This window comes from Mumia spirodelae (assembly GCF_050632745.1).
Classification (GTDB): domain Bacteria; phylum Actinomycetota; class Actinomycetes; order Propionibacteriales; family Nocardioidaceae; genus Mumia.
Genome location: NZ_JBODSD010000003.1, coordinates 313,106 through 329,386, shown reverse-complemented (window position 1 = coordinate 329,386; position 16,281 = coordinate 313,106). Strand labels below are relative to the sequence as shown.

Annotated in this window: 21 protein-coding genes; 6 read left to right on the top strand and 15 right to left on the bottom strand. The window is 72.2% G+C overall.

What is annotated here, in order from left to right; translation table 11 throughout:
• Positions 1-6 precede the first annotated feature (6 nt).
• From ACQSSQ_RS17145 to pcaH, 7 genes are all read right to left on the bottom strand, one after another.
• Entirely contained in the window at positions 7-696 is a 690-nt protein-coding gene (locus tag ACQSSQ_RS17145) for a 3-oxoacid CoA-transferase subunit B (RefSeq protein WP_431328328.1), read from the bottom strand.
• Complete coding sequence (locus tag ACQSSQ_RS17140) at positions 693-1,385, bottom strand: 3-oxoacid CoA-transferase subunit A (RefSeq protein WP_431328327.1); 693 nt, start codon at positions 1,383-1,385, stop codon at positions 693-695. The genes ACQSSQ_RS17145 and ACQSSQ_RS17140 overlap by 4 nt, the downstream gene beginning before the upstream one ends.
• A complete protein-coding gene (locus tag ACQSSQ_RS17135; protein WP_431328326.1) occupies positions 1,385-2,584 on the bottom strand; it encodes a thiolase family protein in 1,200 nt (399 codons plus the stop codon). The genes ACQSSQ_RS17140 and ACQSSQ_RS17135 overlap by 1 nt, the downstream gene beginning before the upstream one ends.
• A 63-nt stretch (positions 2,585-2,647) precedes the next feature.
• Positions 2,648-3,865 carry a bifunctional 3-oxoadipate enol-lactonase/4-carboxymuconolactone decarboxylase PcaDC gene (pcaDC, locus tag ACQSSQ_RS17130; protein WP_431328325.1) on the bottom strand — a complete coding sequence of 406 codons (1,218 nt, stop codon included), beginning with the start codon at positions 3,863-3,865 and terminating at the stop codon, positions 2,648-2,650.
• Positions 3,862-5,160, bottom strand: a complete 1,299-nt coding sequence (locus ACQSSQ_RS17125; RefSeq protein WP_431328324.1) for a lyase family protein — start codon at positions 5,158-5,160, stop codon at positions 3,862-3,864. The genes pcaDC and ACQSSQ_RS17125 overlap by 4 nt, the downstream gene beginning before the upstream one ends.
• Before the next feature lie 5 nt (positions 5,161-5,165).
• Positions 5,166-5,723 (bottom strand): protocatechuate 3,4-dioxygenase subunit alpha, encoded by a 558-nt coding sequence (gene pcaG / locus ACQSSQ_RS17120; protein ID WP_431328323.1) that lies wholly within the window; start codon positions 5,721-5,723, stop codon positions 5,166-5,168.
• Entirely contained in the window at positions 5,720-6,541 is an 822-nt protein-coding gene (gene pcaH, locus ACQSSQ_RS17115) for a protocatechuate 3,4-dioxygenase subunit beta (RefSeq protein ID WP_431328322.1), read from the bottom strand. The genes pcaG and pcaH overlap by 4 nt, the downstream gene beginning before the upstream one ends.
• A gap of 66 nt (positions 6,542-6,607) precedes the next feature.
• Between pcaH and ACQSSQ_RS17110 the strand changes: the two genes are divergently transcribed.
• The 3 genes from ACQSSQ_RS17110 (at position 6,608) to ACQSSQ_RS17100 (ending at position 8,964) form a co-directional block, all read left to right on the top strand.
• Positions 6,608-7,351, top strand: coding sequence for an IclR family transcriptional regulator (locus ACQSSQ_RS17110; protein WP_431328321.1), 744 nt, complete (start codon positions 6,608-6,610; stop codon positions 7,349-7,351).
• Positions 7,352-7,427: 76 nt separating this feature from the next.
• Positions 7,428-8,612, top strand: a complete 1,185-nt coding sequence (locus ACQSSQ_RS17105) for a 4-hydroxybenzoate 3-monooxygenase (protein WP_431328320.1) — start codon at positions 7,428-7,430, stop codon at positions 8,610-8,612.
• Between the two features lie 43 nt (positions 8,613-8,655).
• On the top strand, positions 8,656-8,964 hold the full coding sequence (locus ACQSSQ_RS17100) for a DUF1905 domain-containing protein (RefSeq protein WP_431328319.1): 309 nt from the start codon (positions 8,656-8,658) through the stop codon (positions 8,962-8,964).
• A gap of 10 nt (positions 8,965-8,974) precedes the next feature.
• Here ACQSSQ_RS17100 and soxR read toward each other — a convergent pair whose 3' ends face one another.
• Positions 8,975-9,442: a redox-sensitive transcriptional activator SoxR gene (gene soxR, locus ACQSSQ_RS17095; protein ID WP_431328318.1), complete on the bottom strand. Its 468-nt coding sequence runs from the start codon at positions 9,440-9,442 to the stop codon at positions 8,975-8,977.
• Between the two features lie 56 nt (positions 9,443-9,498).
• On the opposite strand from soxR, the gene ACQSSQ_RS17090 reads away from it, so the two are divergent.
• The 3 genes from ACQSSQ_RS17090 to ACQSSQ_RS17080 are packed head-to-tail and all read left to right on the top strand — an operon-like array spanning position 9,499 to position 11,506.
• The gene (locus tag ACQSSQ_RS17090; RefSeq protein ID WP_431328317.1) at positions 9,499-10,242 is read left to right on the top strand and encodes a thiamine pyrophosphate-dependent enzyme; all 744 of its coding nucleotides are present in this window, start codon (positions 9,499-9,501) and stop codon (positions 10,240-10,242) included.
• A complete protein-coding gene (locus tag ACQSSQ_RS17085) occupies positions 10,239-11,141 on the top strand; it encodes a transketolase family protein (protein ID WP_431328316.1) in 903 nt (300 codons plus the stop codon). Before ACQSSQ_RS17090 ends, ACQSSQ_RS17085 begins: the two co-directional genes overlap by 4 nt.
• Positions 11,138-11,506 carry a WhiB family transcriptional regulator gene (locus ACQSSQ_RS17080; RefSeq protein ID WP_431328315.1) on the top strand — a complete coding sequence of 123 codons (369 nt, stop codon included), beginning with the start codon at positions 11,138-11,140 and terminating at the stop codon, positions 11,504-11,506. Before ACQSSQ_RS17085 ends, ACQSSQ_RS17080 begins: the two co-directional genes overlap by 4 nt.
• A 1-nt stretch (position 11,507) precedes the next feature.
• Here ACQSSQ_RS17080 and ACQSSQ_RS17075 read toward each other — a convergent pair whose 3' ends face one another.
• The 7 genes from ACQSSQ_RS17075 to ACQSSQ_RS17045 form a co-directional block, all read right to left on the bottom strand.
• Positions 11,508-11,975 carry a VOC family protein gene (locus ACQSSQ_RS17075; protein WP_431328314.1) on the bottom strand — a complete coding sequence of 156 codons (468 nt, stop codon included), beginning with the start codon at positions 11,973-11,975 and terminating at the stop codon, positions 11,508-11,510.
• A 64-nt stretch (positions 11,976-12,039) separates the two neighbouring features.
• Positions 12,040-13,095, bottom strand: coding sequence for a hypothetical protein (locus tag ACQSSQ_RS17070; protein WP_431328313.1), 1,056 nt, complete (start codon positions 13,093-13,095; stop codon positions 12,040-12,042).
• Between the two features lie 92 nt (positions 13,096-13,187).
• On the bottom strand, positions 13,188-13,622 hold the full coding sequence (locus tag ACQSSQ_RS17065) for a nuclear transport factor 2 family protein (RefSeq protein ID WP_431328312.1): 435 nt from the start codon (positions 13,620-13,622) through the stop codon (positions 13,188-13,190).
• 79 nt (positions 13,623-13,701) lie between these two features.
• The gene (locus ACQSSQ_RS17060; RefSeq protein ID WP_431328311.1) at positions 13,702-13,995 is read right to left on the bottom strand and encodes a DUF503 domain-containing protein; all 294 of its coding nucleotides are present in this window, start codon (positions 13,993-13,995) and stop codon (positions 13,702-13,704) included.
• 3 nt (positions 13,996-13,998) lie between these two features.
• Complete coding sequence (locus ACQSSQ_RS17055; protein WP_431328310.1) at positions 13,999-14,514, bottom strand: universal stress protein; 516 nt, start codon at positions 14,512-14,514, stop codon at positions 13,999-14,001.
• Positions 14,515-14,517: 3 nt separating this feature from the next.
• On the bottom strand, positions 14,518-14,988 hold the full coding sequence (locus ACQSSQ_RS17050; RefSeq protein ID WP_431328309.1) for a GNAT family N-acetyltransferase: 471 nt from the start codon (positions 14,986-14,988) through the stop codon (positions 14,518-14,520).
• Between the two features lie 17 nt (positions 14,989-15,005).
• A complete protein-coding gene (locus tag ACQSSQ_RS17045; protein WP_431328308.1) occupies positions 15,006-16,277 on the bottom strand; it encodes an RNA polymerase sigma factor in 1,272 nt (423 codons plus the stop codon).
• Between the last annotated feature and the right edge of the window lie 4 nt (positions 16,278-16,281).

Sequence of the window (16,281 nt, the reverse complement as noted above, 5' to 3'; positions counted from 1 at the left end):
TTGCTCTCAGTCCTCGAGCCGCCGGACCTCGACCGGCAGACGCTCGCGGAGCGCGTCGACGGAGGTGCCGTACGTCTCGCGCACGGTCACGCCCTGCGGACCGACGTCGAAGACGCCGAGCTCGGTGTAGACGCGGCTGACGCACGCGAGCCCCGTGACCGGGTACGAGAGCGCGTCGACGAGCTTGCTCGAGCCGTCCTTGGCGAAGAGCGTCATCATCACGAAGACGTCCTTCGCCCCGACGGCGAGGTCCATCGCGCCGCCGACTGCCGGGATCGCGTCCTCGGCACCCGTATGCCAGTTGGCGAGGTCGCCGTGCTGCGACACCTGGAACGCGCCGAGCACGCACACGTCGAGGTGACCGCCACGCATCATCGCGAACGAGTCGGCGTGGTGGAAGTAGGAGGCGCCCGGCAGCTCGGTGACGGGCACCTTGCCGGCGTTGAGGAGGTCGGGGTCGACCTCGTCGCCCTCGGCGACCGGTCCCATGCCGAGCATGCCGTTCTCGGTGTGCAGGACGATGCCGCGCTCCGGCGGGAGGTGGTCGGCGACCCGCGTGGGCTGGCCGATCCCGAGGTTGACGAAGGCACCGTCCGGGATGTCGCGGGCGACGAGCTGCGCCATCTCGTCGCGCGAGAGGGGGTCGCGGTCGGCGTCCTCGACGGTGGCCTGGGCCTCGGCGGTGTCGACGGTCATCCTGCTGCTCCTTCCCGAGCGGCGACGCGCTGCTCCGCGCCCACCGCGACGACGCGGTCGACGAAGATGCCCGGGGTCACCACGACCTCCGGGTCGAGCCCGCCCGCCTCGACGACGTCGTCGACCTCGGCGATCGTGGTCGACGCGGCGGTCGCCATCACCGGACCGAAGTTGCGGGCGGTCTTGTGGAAGACGAGGTTGCCGGCGGTGTCGGCGCGGCGAGCGGCGATGAGCGCGACGTCTCCGCGCAGCGGGTGCTCGAGCACGTAGTCGCGCCCCTCGATCGTCCGGGTCTCCTTGCCCTCCGCGAGCATGGTGCCGTAGCCGGTCGGCGTGAAGAACGCCCCGATCCCCGCGCCCGCGGCCCGCATCCGCTCGGCGAGGTTGCCCTGCGGGACGACCTCGAGCTCGATCTTGCCGGCCTTGTAGAGGTCGTCGAAGACGTACGAGTCGGACTGCCGCGGGAACGAGCAGATCATCTTGCGCACCCGCCCCGCCGCGAGCAGCGCCGCGAGGCCCGTGTCGCCGTTGCCGGCGTTGTTGCTCACCACCGTGAGGTCGCCAGCGCCCTGGCGGATGAGCGCGTCGATGAGCGTGAACGGCATGCCCGCCTTGCCGAAGCCGCCGATGAGGACCGTGGCCCCGTCGGGCACGTCCGCGAGCGCCGCGTCGACGTCGAGCACCTGCATCAGGCGGCCCCGTTCCCGGAGGAGGCGGTGTTCTCGAGGACCACGGCCAGGCCCTGGCCGACGCCGATGCAGATGCCGGCGACGCCCCAGCGCTGGTTCGTCGCCCGCAGCACCGCGGCGAGCGTGCCGAGGATGCGACCTCCCGACGCACCGAGCGGGTGACCGATCGCGATCGCGCCGCCCCACTGGTTGACGATCTCAGGGTCGATCGGCCACGCGTCGACGCAGGCGAGGCTCTGGACGGCGAACGCCTCGTTGAGCTCGACGGCGCCGACCTGGTCCCAGCCGATCCCGGCACGGGCGAGAGCGCGGTTGGCCGCCTCGACCGGGGCGTACCCGAACTCCTGCGGGTCGAGCGCCATCACCCCGCGCCCGGCGATGCGCGCCACGGGGTCGCGTCCGATGAGCTCGGCGCCGCGCTCGGAGCCGAGGAGGACGGCGGAGGCGCCGTCGTTGAGCGGAGAGGCGTTGCCGGCCGTGATCGTGCCGTCGGGGCGGAACGACGGCTTGAGCCTGGCGAGCGTCTCGGGGGTGGACCCGGGGCGGATGCCTTCGTCGCGCGCGAGGTCGACGCCGTCGACGGGGACCACGAGGTCGTCGTAGTGGCCGGCCTCCCAGGCGGCGTGCGCGCGCTGGTGCGACGTGGCGGCGAACGCGTCCTGCCGCTCACGGCTGATGCCGAAGCGCTCCTGGAGCTGCTCGTTGCACTCGCCGAGGGAGATCGTCCACTCCTTCGGCATCCGCGGGTTCACCAGGCGCCAGCCCAGCGTGGTGGAGACGGCCTCGACGTTGCCGGCGGGGAAGGCGCGCGCCGGCTTCGGCATGACCCACGGGGCACGGCTCATGGACTCGACGCCGCCGGTGAGGACCACGTCGGCGTCGCCGGACTCGAGGGCGCGCGACCCGGCGATCGCGGCGTCGAGGCTGGAGCCGCAGAGGCGGTTGACGGTCGTGCCGGGGACGCTCGTGGGGAGACCGGCGAGCAGCGAGGCCATGCGCGCGACGTTGCGGTTCTCCTCACCGGCGCCGTTGGCGTTGCCCCACACGACGTCGCCGATCGCCTCCGGGTCGAGCTGCGGCGAGCGGCTCAGCGTCGCGGAGACGACCGTGGCGGCCAGGTCGTCGGGCCGGACGCCGGACAGCGCACCGCCGTAGCGGCCGAAAGGCGTCCGGACGGCATCGAACACGTAGGCAGGCATCGCACTCCTCAAGACCGTCCGTTGTTCGCATAGCGAACGTCGGTACGTTGTGTGAACAGGCTATCACGCCTCGGCGTCGAGGTCGGCGAACACGCGCTGCATCACGGCGAGCGCGGTGTTGGTGACCGGGACGCCGGCGTAGACGCCGGTGTGCAGGAGCACCTCGGCGATCTCCTCGCGGCTCAGGCCGTTGCGGAGGGCGGCGCGGACGTGCATCGCGAGCTCGTTCTCGTGGCCCAGCGCGGCCAGCAGCGCGAGGGTGATCATCGAGCGGCTCCGGCGGTCGAGCCCGTCCCGGCCCCAGACGTCGCCCCACGCGTAGCGGGTGATGAGCTCCTGGAACGGGCGGGTCAGCTCGTCAGCCTTCGCCGTGGCGCGGTCCACGTGCGCGTCCCCGAGCACCGCCCGCCGCACCTCCATGCCCCGCGCGTACGCCCCATCCGCCCCGTCCCCGTCCGCGTCTTGAAGGGTTTCCGTCGCTTCAGCGCTCCCAGAACCAACTGCAACGCTTCGAATCGCGGACGAGACCTCGGCTGGTGCCTCCGCGGGGGCGAGGTGCGCCACGTCGTCGAGGACCACGAGACGTCCGTCCTGGACACCACCCGCGATCTCCTCCAGGTTCGCCGGCGGGGTCGCGACGTCGTGCGCGCCCGCGATCGCGAGCACCGGTGCCGTGATCTCGCCGAGCCGGTCGCGTACGTCGAACGCCGCCAGCGCCTCGCACACCTGCGCGTACCCCTCCGCGTCGGCCGACTGGAGCACGTGCAGCAGCGCCGCACCGACGGACGGCTCCCGCTCGAGGAACCCCGGCGCGAACCACCGCTGGGCGGACGCCGTCACCATCACCGGCGTCCCCGACGTCCGGACGGTCGCTGCGCGGTCGTGCCACATCTCGGGCTCGCCGATCTTCGCGCCCGTGCACAGCAGCACCGCGCTCGTGACCGCGTCCGGAGCATCCAGCATCAGCTGCAGGCCGACCGCGCCACCGACCGAGTCGCCCGCGTACGCGAACCGCAGGACCTCGTCGCCGCGCGCCTCGGCCGCGCCCGCTGCGAACGCGAGGACGCCCTCGGCGAGCTCCGCCATCGTGAACGGCGCGCGTACCGGCCCATCGACGTGCCCGGGCAGGTTCCACGCGATCACGTGGAAGTCGCCGCCGAGCTCCTTGGCCACACCCGACCACAGCGTCGACGCGGACGTCCCGAGAGACGGGCCGAGGACGAGCAGCGGGAGCGCGCCGTGGCCGGCCAGCTCCTCACCGGTGATGCGAGGGACGGTCATGCGGGGTCCTCCAGGAAGGTACGGGCGCGGGTCAGCGTGGCGCCCACGAGCAGGTCGGTCGCGCCCAGGTACGACAAGGCGGCCTGGGCGTCCGTCGGCGCGGTCATGGCGGGGCCTGAGCCCCCGGTCGAGGCGCTGCCGGCGGACGAGAGGCGGCGGATCCCGTCGCGCTCGGCGAGGACGCCGGGGCCTGCCGCGTCGAGGTTGGCGCGCATCCGGTCCGCGTCGACCCGAAGCCCCGCGAGGAGCTCCGCGGCCTGGTCCGACGCGACGACGGTACGGCGCGCAAGCGTACGGAGCGTCTCCCACTCGGCGTGCCACGCCCCGTCCGGGCGCTGGTCCACCGCGAGCGCGGCAGCGGTGTGCAGCGTGGACGCGAGCGGAGGCGCCGCGATCGCCGCGCGACGGATGAGGACGGACAGCACGGGATTCTGCTTCTGCGGCATCGTCGACGAGCCTCCACGCCCCTCCTTCGCGGGCTCGGCGAGCTCGCCGATCTCGGGCCGGGACAGCGTCGCGACGTCGGTCGCGAGCTGGCCCCAGACGTCGGTGGCGGTGACCAGCGCGTCGCCGACCCGCACCACCGGCGTACGGCGCACGTGCCACGGCCGCGCCCACGCGAGCCCGAGGGCCTCGGCGGTCGCCTCCGCGAGCCGCACCGCCACCGCGCCGGGGTCGGCGTGGCCCTGCAGCCGGGCGAGCTCTGCGCTCGCCGCGAGCGTGCCGACGGCACCGCCGATCTGCACCGGCAGCGACGCCCGGGCACGGCCGATCTCCTCCGCCGCGTCGAGCACACCGTCGAGCCATCCGGCAACGACCAGCCCGAACGTGGTCGGGACGGCGTGCTGCGTCAGCGTACGACCGACCATCACCGTCGCGCGGTTCGCCTCGACGAGCGCGACCAGCCCGGCCACCTGCGCGCGGATCTGCGCCGCGATGCGGTCGAGCGCGTCACGGACCACCAGCACGAGCGCCGTGTCGACGACGTCCTGACTGGTCAGACCGCGGTGGATCCAGGTGGCGTCCGACTCGAGGGCGCCCGGAGGCACCGCCCGCTCGCGCAGCAGCGAGACGAGACCGATCACGGGGTTGCCTCCGCCCTCCGCGCGCTCCGCGAGGGCCGGCACGTCGTCCGGACCGACGAGCCCGACCAGGTCCAGCGCCTTCGGGGCGAGCCCGGCGTCGACGAGCGCATCGAGCCACGCCTGCTCCACGCGCACCATCGCCGCGAGCACCGCGGCGTCCGTGAGCAGGTCCCCGGCCCGCTCGTCACCGGGCCAGAGAAGATCCGTCATACGGCTCAGTGTCCCGGAAACTGCAGGAAGACGGTCTCGTCCTCGCCCTGCAGGCGGATGTCGAACCGCAGCCCCTGCGCGTCCTCGACCGCGAGCAGCGTGCCCCGTCGGTCCTCGTCGACGGACGCCAGCAGCCGGTCCGCGGCCAGGGCGGCGTCGTCACCCGGGACGTACGCCCGCGTGAAGAGCCGGTTCGTCAGCCCGCGGGCGAAGACCGTGACCGCGAAGAACGCCGCGGCGCCGTCCTCGGTCGGCCCGGGCACCAGCGTGGAGAAGGAGTACGTGCCCTCGCGGGTCGTGCTCGCACGTCCGAACCCGGTGAACGTCCAGCCGTCGCGGCGCAGCGATCCCGGCTCCTGGATTACGGTGCCGTCCGGTGCCGCCTGCCAGATCTCGACCAGCGCGTCCGGGATCGGCGTACCCGCCCCGTCGTACACGGTGCCGTGCAGCCGGATCGCCCCTGCGGTGCCCGGCGGCACCAGGTCGCGGTCGCCGTCGTACGGGAGGGCGTAGTGGAAGAACGGCCCGACGGTCTGGCCGGGGGTCGGAGTCAGCGTGCTCATGCGTCGCCCCTGTCGGTCGGGTCGGGCTCGGGTTCCATGTAGGTGCGGTGGGTGCCGGTGAGCACGATGTCCCAGCGGTAGCCCGTCGCCCACTCGTGGCTCGTGACGTCGTGGTCGTACGACGCGACGAGCCGCTCGCGCGCCTTCGCGTCGGTGATCGACTGGTAGATCGGGTCCAGGGCGAAGAGCGGGTCGCCCGGGAAGTACATCTGCGTGACCATCCGCTGCGTGAACTCGGTGCCGAACAGCGAGAAGTGGATGTGCGCCGGCCGCCAGGCGTTGTGGTGGTTCTTCCACGGGTATGGACCCGGCTTGATCGTCTGGAACCGGTAGACGCCGTTCTCGTCGGTCAGGCAGCGCCCGATGCCGGTGAAGTTGGGGTCGAGCGGCGCCGGGTGCTGGTCGCGCTTGTGGATGTAGCGGCCGCCGGCGTTGGCCTGCCAGATCTCGACCAGCTGGTGGCGCACGGGACGCCCTTCGCCGTCGACGACGCGGCCGGTGAGCACCATCCGCTCACCGATCGGCTCCCCGCTGTGCTGGATCGTCAGGTCGGCCTCGAGGGGGTCGACGTCACGGTGGCCGAAGCACGGCGCCCACAGCTCGATGGTCTCCGGGTCGGCGTGGTGGAGGTCCTTGGTGGGGTGGCGCAGGATGCTGCTGCGGTACGGCGGGTAGTCGCGGCGCGGCTGCGTCTCCGCGTCGCCGGGGCGCTGGTACGCGCCTTCTCGCTCGGACCGCTCAGCGATCTCCTGGATCTCGGCGGTGACCTCGGCCTGGGAAGCCATCGCGCTGTCGGAGCTGGGCGGAGGTGTGGTCATGCCCGCACGCTAGGTGACCCCGGTCACCGGATGAAGACTAGGATTCCGTCCAGCGGAAGGAGGACTATGGCCGGCAACACCTCGGCTCCGGGCGTCAGCGTCGCCTCGCGCATCCTCGCACTGCTGTCGGCCTTCGACGCCACGCACCGGCGCCTCACGCTCAGCGAGCTCGCCCGGCGGGCCGACCTCCCGCTGCCGACGGCACACCGCCTGGTTGGAGAGCTGACCGCCGCCGGGGCGTTGTCGCGGCGACCCGACGGCCGGTACGTCGTGGGCCGGCTGATCTGGGACGTCGGACTGCTCGCGCCGGTCGAGGCGGGCCTGCGGCAGGTCGCCGAGCCGTTCCTGCACGACATCTACGCCGCGACGCTCGCGACGGTGCACCTCGCCGTGCGCGACGGCGACGAGGTCCTCTACCTCGAGCGGATGCGGGGCCGTACGTCGGTGCCCGTGGTCAGCAGCATCGGCTCGACCCTGCCGATGCACGCGACGGGCGTCGGCAAGGTGCTCCTCGCGCACGCCCCGGACGACGTACGCCGCCGCGTCCTCGGGTCGCTCACCCGCGTGACGCCCTACACGGTGACGCAGCCGGGGATCCTCGAGGACCAGCTCGCGCGGATCCGGCGTGACGGCTACGCGACGACGTACGAGGAGATGACGCTCGGCGCGTGCTCGGCCGCCGTCCCGGTGCGCCGAGGGGACCAGGTGGTCGCCGCGATCGGCGTCGTGGTCCCCACCCTCAAACGCGACCGTGCCCGGCTCGTCGCGGCGCTGCAGGTCGCGGCCCAGGGGATCGGGAGGCAGCTCTGACCGCCCGTCGCGACACGCTTTCGCTCAGTGGAAGACCTGGTTCGCCGCGTGACGCGCAGCACGCTGCAATGGCCCCATGAGCCACGTCACGTCCCGCACGCAGGTCGCCATCATCGGCGCCGGACCTGCCGGTCTCCTCCTCTCGCACCTCCTCGCTGCCCGCGGGATCGACTCGGTCGTCCTCGAGACGCGCAGCCAGGAGTACGTCGGTGCACGGATCCGCGCCGGCATCCTCGAGCAGAGCAGCGTCGACCTGCTGACCGACGTCGGGCTCGGCGACCGGCTCGCCCGCGAGGGTGACCAGCACCGGGGGATCTACCTGCAGTTCCCGCACGAGCGGCACCACCTCGACTTCATGGACCTGATCGGCCGCAGCGTCTACGTGTACGGCCAGACCGAGGTGCAGAAGGACCTCGTCGAGGCGCGCGCCGCAGCCGGCCAGCAGTGGGTGTACGAGATCAGCGACACCGCGCTGCACGACCTCGACACCGACCGTCCTTCGGTGACCTACACCGACGCCGACGGCAACCCGCAGCGGCTGGAGGCCGACGCGATCGCGGGGTGCGACGGGTCGTTCGGGCCGAGCCGCTCCGCGATCCCCGGCGGGACGACGTGGGAGCGCACCTATCCGTACTCCTGGTTCGGCATCCTCGCCGATGTCGCCCCGTCGACGGACGAGCTCATCTACGCGTGGCACCCGAACGGCTTCGCGCTCCACTCGATGCGTTCGGAGACGGTCAGCCGCCTCTATCTCCAGGTCGAGCCGGGCACCGATCCCGACTCGTGGTCGGACGACCGCATCTGGGACGAGCTCGCGACCCGCCTCGGGCACGGGCAGGACGGCTGGGAGCTGAACCCAGGCCCGATCACCGACAAGAGCGTGCTGCCGATGCGGTCGTACGTGCACGCCCCGATGAGCCACGGCCGCCTCTTCCTTGCCGGCGACGCGGCGCACATCGTGCCGCCCACCGGCGCCAAGGGACTCAACCTCGCGATCGCGGACGTGGCGCTGCTCGCTCCCGCCCTCGCGGAGCTTGTCGGCAAGGGCGACGCGCGGCTCGCGGACGCCTACTCCGACACGGCGCTGCGCCGCGTCTGGCGCTGCACCCACTTCTCGTGGTGGATGACGACGATGCTGCACCACAACGGCGACCCCTTCGACGCTCAGCTGCAGCTGTCGCAGCTGCGCTGGGTCACGTCGTCGAAGGCGGGCGCGACCGGGCTCGCGGAGAACTACGCGGGGATGCCGTTCGAGATCTGACGCGGGCAGCACCGCGTCGGTCGCACGTCATAAGGTGCGTGGCATGGAGCGCCCACCGCCGACGTACGCCTTCGCGTCGTCGGTGTGGCGTGCGCCGGGCGACGCGGCCTGGCACTTCGTGACGCTGCCGCCCGACGTCTCCGACGACATCAGGGCGCGCAGTCATGGCGGCGACCGGCCGGGCTTCGGCTCGGTCTCGGTGCGCGTCCGCGTCGGAGGGAGCCGGTGGGACACGTCGGTGTTCCCCGACTCCCGCAGCGGCTGCTACGTGCTTCCGCTCAAGAAGCCGGTGCGGCGGGCAGAGGGCCTGGAGGAGGGCGACGAGGTCGAGGTCGAGGTCACGCCGCGCTGAGCCTGCTCCCTCACGCCTCCAGCGCGTCGGAGGGCCGGTCGCCCTCCAGGTAGCGGGCCCCCGGGCCGAGCCGCGCAGCACGGTCACCGGGGTTGGAGAGCGCGCACTTCTGCAGCGAGAGACACCCGCACCCGATGCAGGAGTCGAGGTCGTCGCGCAGCCGCTCGAGCTCGGCGATCCGTGCGTCGAGGCGCGGGCGCCACGACCGCGAGAGCCGGCTCCAGTCCTTCTTCGTCGGGGTCCGTCCCTCCGGCAGGGTCGCGAGGGCCTCCCGGATCTCGTCGAGGGTGAGCCCGATGCGTGAGGCCGTGCGGATGAACGCGATGCGGCGCAGCATGCTGCGGGCGTAGCGGCGCTGGTTGCCCGACGTCCGCTCGGACGCGATCAGACCGAGGGACTCGTAGTAGCGCAGCCCCGAGGGCGCCACGCCGCTGCGGTGCGCGGTCTCGCCGATCGTCAGGTGCGGCTCCGTGATCACCGTCACTCCTCCCGGAGGCTTGATCTCAAGTTCACTTCAACTTGCACGATACCGGCATGACCACGACCGTCCCGCCTCCTGTCCTGGAGCTTCTCGCGCGCGTCAGCGGCGACGAGAAGCACGACCCGAGCGCCCACTCGACCCTCGACGTGGTGTGGGTGCTGTACGACCAGGTGCTCGACGTCGCGCCCGACCGCGTCGACGACCCGCAGCGCGACCGCTTCCTGCTGTCCAAGGGCCACGGGCCCGCATCGACGTACGCCGTCCTCGCGGCCAAGGGCTTCTTCCCGGCCTCGTGGTTGGACCGCGTGGCCTCCTGGGACTCCCGCCTCGGCCACCACCCGGACCGCACGCTCGTCCCCGGGATCGAGATCGGGAGCGGCTCGCTGGGGCACGGACTCCCGATCGCCGTGGGTCTCGCGCTCGGCCTGCGGCTGCAGGACAACCCTGCCCGCGTCGTCGTCCTCGTGGGCGACGCCGAGCTAGACGAGGGCAGCAACGCGGAGGCGATCGCCGTCGCGGGACGCTTCGGTCTGGGCAACCTCACGTGCGTCGTCGTCGACAACCGCAGCGACTCGCTCGGCTGGCCGGGTGGCCTCGCGGCCCGGTTCGCCCTCGAGGGCTGGGACGCGACCGACGTCGACGGTCACGACCACGAGGCGCTCCGGACGGCGCTGCGGCGCACAGATCCCGAGCGGCCCACCGTTGTTGTCGCCCGCACGACCGACAAGTTCCGGGGCTCGCGGCAGTCACCCCTCGTACAGGCGACCCGTCCGACCACGAAGGGAGCCGCCGCATGACCCGTACGCCGATGCGTGAACGCTTCTACGCCGAGCTCGGCACCGTCCTCGACGACGACCCCCGCGTCGCCGTCGTTCTCGCGGTGATCGGCTCCGGCGGCCTCACCGACGCCATCGCGCGTCACCCCGACCGCGTCATCGACGTCGGGATCCGCGAGCAGGCGATGGTCGGCGTCGCCGGGGGCCTCGCCCTCGCCGGGATGCGGCCGATCGTGCACACGTACGCACCGTTCCTCGTCGAGCGGGCGTACGAGCAGGTCAAGCTCGACCTCGGGCACCAGGACGTCGGCGCGCTGCTCGTCAGCACCGGAGCCTCGTACGACGCCAGCACCGCGGGCCGGACGCACCAGGCGCCCGCCGACGTCGCGCTGATCTCGGCGCTGCCCGGCTGGACGGTGCACGTCCCGGGCCACGCCGACGAGCTCGTGCGCGCGGTCCGTCGGGAGGCGCCGACCGACCGCCGCGTCTACGTCCGGATGTCGACGCTGCAGAACGCACAGGCGCACCCCGTGGACGGCAGGCTGCACCTCGTCCGCGGCGGATCGCATGACCTACCGCTCGTGCTCGCGGTCGGCCCGCTCCTCGACACGGTCGTCGAGGCGACGCGCGACCTGCCGGTCCGCGTCGCCTACACCTCGACGCCGCACCCGCTCGACGCCGCCGGCCTGCGCACTCTCGCCGGACCGGTCCCCGTGCTCGCCGTCGTCGAGCCGTACCTCGAGGGCACCAGCGCCGCCTCGGTCGCGGCCGCGCTCGCCGACCGGCCGAGCCGCGTCGTGCACGTCGGCGTCCCACGGGACGCGGAGCTGCGCCGATATGGCTCCCCGAAGGAGCACGCCGCCGCGCACGGGCTCGACGCCACCGGGATCCGCGCACGCGTGAAGGAGCTGATCGGATGACGACCGTCGCCAGGGTCGCGCTCGACGCACCGGAGGTGCCGTGCCGCGTGCTCGGCCCCGACCTGTGGTTCGCGGAGCGCTCCGACGACGTGGAGCGGGCCAAGGCCCTGTGCCTCGAGTGCCCGATCCGCGCCGAGTGCCTGGCCGCCGCCCTCGACCGCCAGGAGCCGTGGGGCGTCTGGGGCGGCGAGGTGTTCGTCAAGGGTCAGCCGGTCGACCGGAAGCGCGGGCGTGGCCGGCCTCGCGTACGCGAGGTCGCCCGGCGCGAGGTCGCCCGGCGCGAGGTCGTACGGCGCGAGGTCACGCGGCGGCACGATGACGCACCGTGCGACGACTGCGACGACTGCGAGCCCTGCGTGGCGTGACTCAGGCCTGGCGCCGACCGGCGTCCGTCCCGAAGCCCTCAAGCTCCTGCCGCTCCTCGAGCGTCATCAGCTCTTCGAAAAGGGTGATCTGGAGCCCCGCCGGCGCGTCGAGGCGCGAGTTCAGCGACCGCCACGGCGTCTCCCGCGGCGACGCCACCAGCGTCGCTCCGGCGTCGACGAGCCGCGACGTACGCGCCTCGCCGTCGCGCACCTCGAACGCGACGCGCAGCCGCGGCGTCGTCGGGCGCCCGACCTCGACCTCGTCGATCATCCGCCGCTGCGCGGGGTTGGCGAGCTCGAGCGTCGCCCGCCCCGCCTCCAGGATCGTGACGCGTGCGTCGCCGTCGCCCTCGAACGCCGCCTGCTCCGGCAGCCCGAGGACGTCGCGGTAGAACCGCACCGCCTCCTCGTAGTCCTCGGCCTCGACGACCAGGCGGAGCTGCAGGACCGGGTTCTCGTTGTCGCTCATCTCCGCAGGCTAGACCTTCACATTGGTGTGAAGGTCAAGCGCGTTCTTGTGGCAGTCATCCCTGTCAGCGGCGCGGCATTCCGAACGCCCAGGGAGGAATCACGGCCAGCCCATCCAACCGCGCGCGATCATGCCCCTCGATCACGACCGGGCCGTCGCGCCGAGGCGTGCGGCTGATCTCGACCCATCCTTTCCTGGGCTCGTTCTCTGTTCCGATGACGTCTGTTCCCACGACGTCGATCCACTGCGATTGCCGTCCTCGAACACGAACGCGGAACCAGTCGCCGCCGGGGTGTCGGCGATACGCGACGATCACCCGGGACCTCCGCTGGACGCCGCGGAGCACGACGCGTCCTCCCCGATCGATCTGGATAGCCGTGCCGTCGATGTACCGAGAGTCACGGAGGATCCGCGTCGCGCCGCGCCGCTCGAGCGCGCGGTGCCCCTGAGAACGGGCGACGCAGGGCATCCGCAGCCAGCTCGACCTGTTGCCGAGACGGTCAGTCGCGCGCACCTGCAAGCAGGCGACCATGCCGCGGGGCACACGGATCGTCGTGCGGGGCTTGGAGAGGCGTCCAGACTCCCACCGTTTCGACATCCGTTGCGCGGTCTGCGAAGTGATGCTCAGCTTGGTGTCGTACGACGCGATGCCGATGCCGGCATCGTCTGCGTCCCAGCGGAACGTGTGCCGATCTGACGAGATGGCCGACGGCGTACGGACAGGCCAGAGGTCTGGGGCTGCGAGGTCCACCGTCCACCGTGCGACCGCGACTGAGCTGTTGCCGGCTTCGTCGATCGCCTCGACGTAGATCACGGAAGACCCGCGCTCGCTCCACTCGATCGGAACGGTGAAAGGACTGGCGCACTCCTCGGGATAAGAGTTCGGAGCGTCTGCGCAGTACACCTTCACTGGTGTCTGCTGATCGTCCGGCTGACTTACCGTGAAATGGATCGTGGGGGTCCGATCCGTGGTGAACGCGGGGGGCACCTTCGTCAGGCGCACGACGGGGCCAGTCGCGGCTGCAGGATTACTAAGTGCGCTGGCCACAGCGGTGGAGGGCGGCGCAGACATGGCGATCACTGTCCCGAAGGCAACCAGTGCTACAGAAAGATGCGACACGGACACACCGTAGTGATGCGCCGATGTGCCGACATTCGATCCCCCGCCAGATCGCTCACGTGTCGGGATCGTGACCCGCGCGACGGACGCGATCAGCCCAGCACGGACGCCGGCGCGAACCCCGCGTCGACCATCGCGCGGTTCATCGCGTCGCGCAGCGCATGCAGGGCGGACTGCGGGCGCACCATCACGGTGAGCTCGGCGACCTTGCCGTCCTCGTCGAGCTGCAGCATGTCGATCCCGTGCAGCGCCTTGCCGTCGACGCTGGCGCGGAAGACGAGGATCTCCGACGGGACCTCCGCGCCCTCGTCGGCCCGCGATCCCGCGCCCTCGAGCTCACCGACGTACCGGAAGTCCTCGAACACCCCCATCACGAACGTGAGGACCGTCTTGACGACGTCCTTGCCCTCGAACGGCGTGAACTTCACCGGGCTGTGGAACGTGACGTCGTCCGCGAAGACCGCGTCGAACGCCTCCGGGTCCCGCGCCTCGACGGCCGCGCGGAAGAGCTCTCCTGCTGTGGGCATGTCTGCACTCCTGGTCGTGGATACTCAACAAAGTGAGTAACTACGACCGTACGCCGCTCGCCGCCCGAGCGCAACGCCCTCAGTCGTCGGTGTTGAAGAACGACCGGTGCGCGGAGAGCAGGTCGATCTCCGGACGACCGGCGACGAACTGCTCGACCTTGTCCAGGACGGCGATGACGTGGGCGTTCTCCCCGGCGGCGACCGCGACGCCGATCTGCGCCCGCCGGTAGAGGTCCTGGCTGTCCGTCTCGGCGACCGACACCTCGAAGGTGCGGCGCAGCTCGGCGACCAGCGGGCGCACGAACGCGCGCTTCTCCTTCAGCGTGTGGACGTCACCGAGGAGCAGGTCGAACTCGATCGCGCCGACCCACATCGCTCAGGCTTCGTCGGCGAGGCTCGAGTCGAGGACGTTGCGTGCACCGGGCGTGGCGTCGTCGCCGTCGGGCTGCACGACAGTCACGGTCGCCTTGGCGTGGCGGACGACCTGCTCGCTCACCGAGCCGAGCACGAGGCCCTTGAAGCCACCCAGACCACGGCGCCCGACCACGACCATCGACGCCTTCTCGGACGCCTCGATGATGCGCGGGGCCGGCTTGCCGTGCACCGCGCACGTGCGCACGGCGACGTCGGCGTAGTCGGCACGCAGCGGCGCGAGGTCCTCGTCCAGCCGCTCGACGACCGCTGCCGCGAAGTCCTCCAGCGGCGGCATGTAGCCGGGCTCCCAGGTCCTGGGGCGCGGCGCGGTCGTGAGCACCCAGGCCCGCACCACCGTGACCGGCTGACCGGTCAGCTTGCCGTACTCCAGCGCCCAGCGGACCGCCTGGTCGGAGAAGTCGGACCCGTCGTGGCCGACGAGGATCCCACCGTCGAAGTCGATCTCCTTCGTGGTCATGCCTCACGGTATCGCGCGACGCTCGAGGTCGGTCAGCCGTACTCCGGGTCCGACCTCGCGCTCGGCGACCGGCACGAAGCCGTGGCGGGCGTAGAGCGCGAGCGCCGGCGCGTTCAGGCTGCCGGTGGACACGATCGTGCGCTCCGTCGGCTCGAGCGCGGCGAGCACCTCCAGGAGCGACGACGCGATCCCGCGCCGGTGGACGTCCGGGTCGACCACGAGGCGGAAGATGTCCACCGTCCCGTCGCCGAGCCGCATCCACGAGACGGCCCCGACCAGCGCACCGTCCGCGTACGCACCGAGGAACTCCTCGTCGCTCTCCTGCAGCTCGGTCAGCGTCTCCCGCAGCATCGGCAGGTCGGGATAGTCGATCAGCGCCGCCTCCACCGCGTACGCCCTCCGCTGCACCGCGAGCAGCGTGGCGGCGGTGTCGGCGTCGTGCAGGTCGAGCGGCGCGATGTCGAGGGCGTCCACCCCGACACCGTAGGCGGTCAGGCCTCGGCGCGGGCCTGGGCCGCGGCCGCGAGCTCCATCAGCACCCGCCGGTCGTGCACGTTGCCGGCCAGGCGCGCAGCGGACTCGAACTCGCGTGCCGCCTCGGCGTCGCGGCCGACCCGCACGAGCAGGTCGGCACGGACGCTGGGGAGCAGGTGGTACGACGCGAGCCGGGGGTCCTGCCGCAGCGCGTCCACGGCCTCGAGCGCCTCGGCGGGCCCGTACGCCCGGCTGACCGCGACAGCGCGGTTGAGCGAGACCACGGGGGACGGGTTGAGCGCGGACAGGGCGTCGTACAGCGCGACGATGCGCTTCCAGTCGGTGTCCTCGGCACGCGCCGCACGAGCGTGGCACGCGGCGATCGCCGCCTGGAGCGTGTACGGACCGAGCGGGCGCCGCAACGAGACGGACCGGTCGAGCGCGCCGAGGCCGTGCCGGATGAGCGTACGGTCCCAGCGCGAGCGGTCCTGGTCGTCGAGGAGGACCGGCATGCCGTTGCGGTCGACGCGCGCTGCGAACCGCGACGCCTGCAGCTCCATCAGGGCGACCAACCCGTACGCCTCCGGCTCGCGCGGCAGGAGCGCGCTGAGCGTGCGGCCGAGCCGCATCGCCTCCCCGCACAGGTCGTCGCGGATCACGCGATCGCCCGAGCTTGCCGAGTAGCCCTCGTTGAAGATCAGGTAGACGACCTCGAGCACCGCCGCCAGGCGGGCCGGAAGCTCCTCCGCCGACGGGATCTCGAAGGGGACCTGCGCCTCCGACAACGTCCGCTTGGCCCGCGAGATGCGCTGGCCGACCGTCGCCGAAGGCGTGAGGAAGGCGCGCGCGATCTCGTCGGTCGACAGGCCCCCGATCATCCGCAGGGTGAGCGCGACCTGCGCATCCCGACTGAGGACCGGGTGGCACGCCACGAAGACGAGGCGGAGCACGTCGTCGCCGACCGGGTCCTCGACCACCTCGTCCGGGTCCGGGGTCGCCGCGCGGCGCTGCCCTTCGAGGTCCGGGGCGAGCACCGCGTACTTGCGGGTCAGGTTCTGTTCGCGGCGCACCCGGTCGACCGCGAGGTTGCGGGCGACCTTCGTGAGCCAGGCCGCCGGGTTGTCCGGGATCCCTTCGCGCGGCCACTTCTCCAGCGCGATGACGAGCGCGTCCTGCGCGAGGTCCTCGGCGTACCCGACGTCGTTGACGACCCGTACGAGCCCGGCGACCACCCGCGCCGACTCGATCCTCCAGATCGCGTCGATCGTGCGTGCGACGTCGCCGGGCATCGGG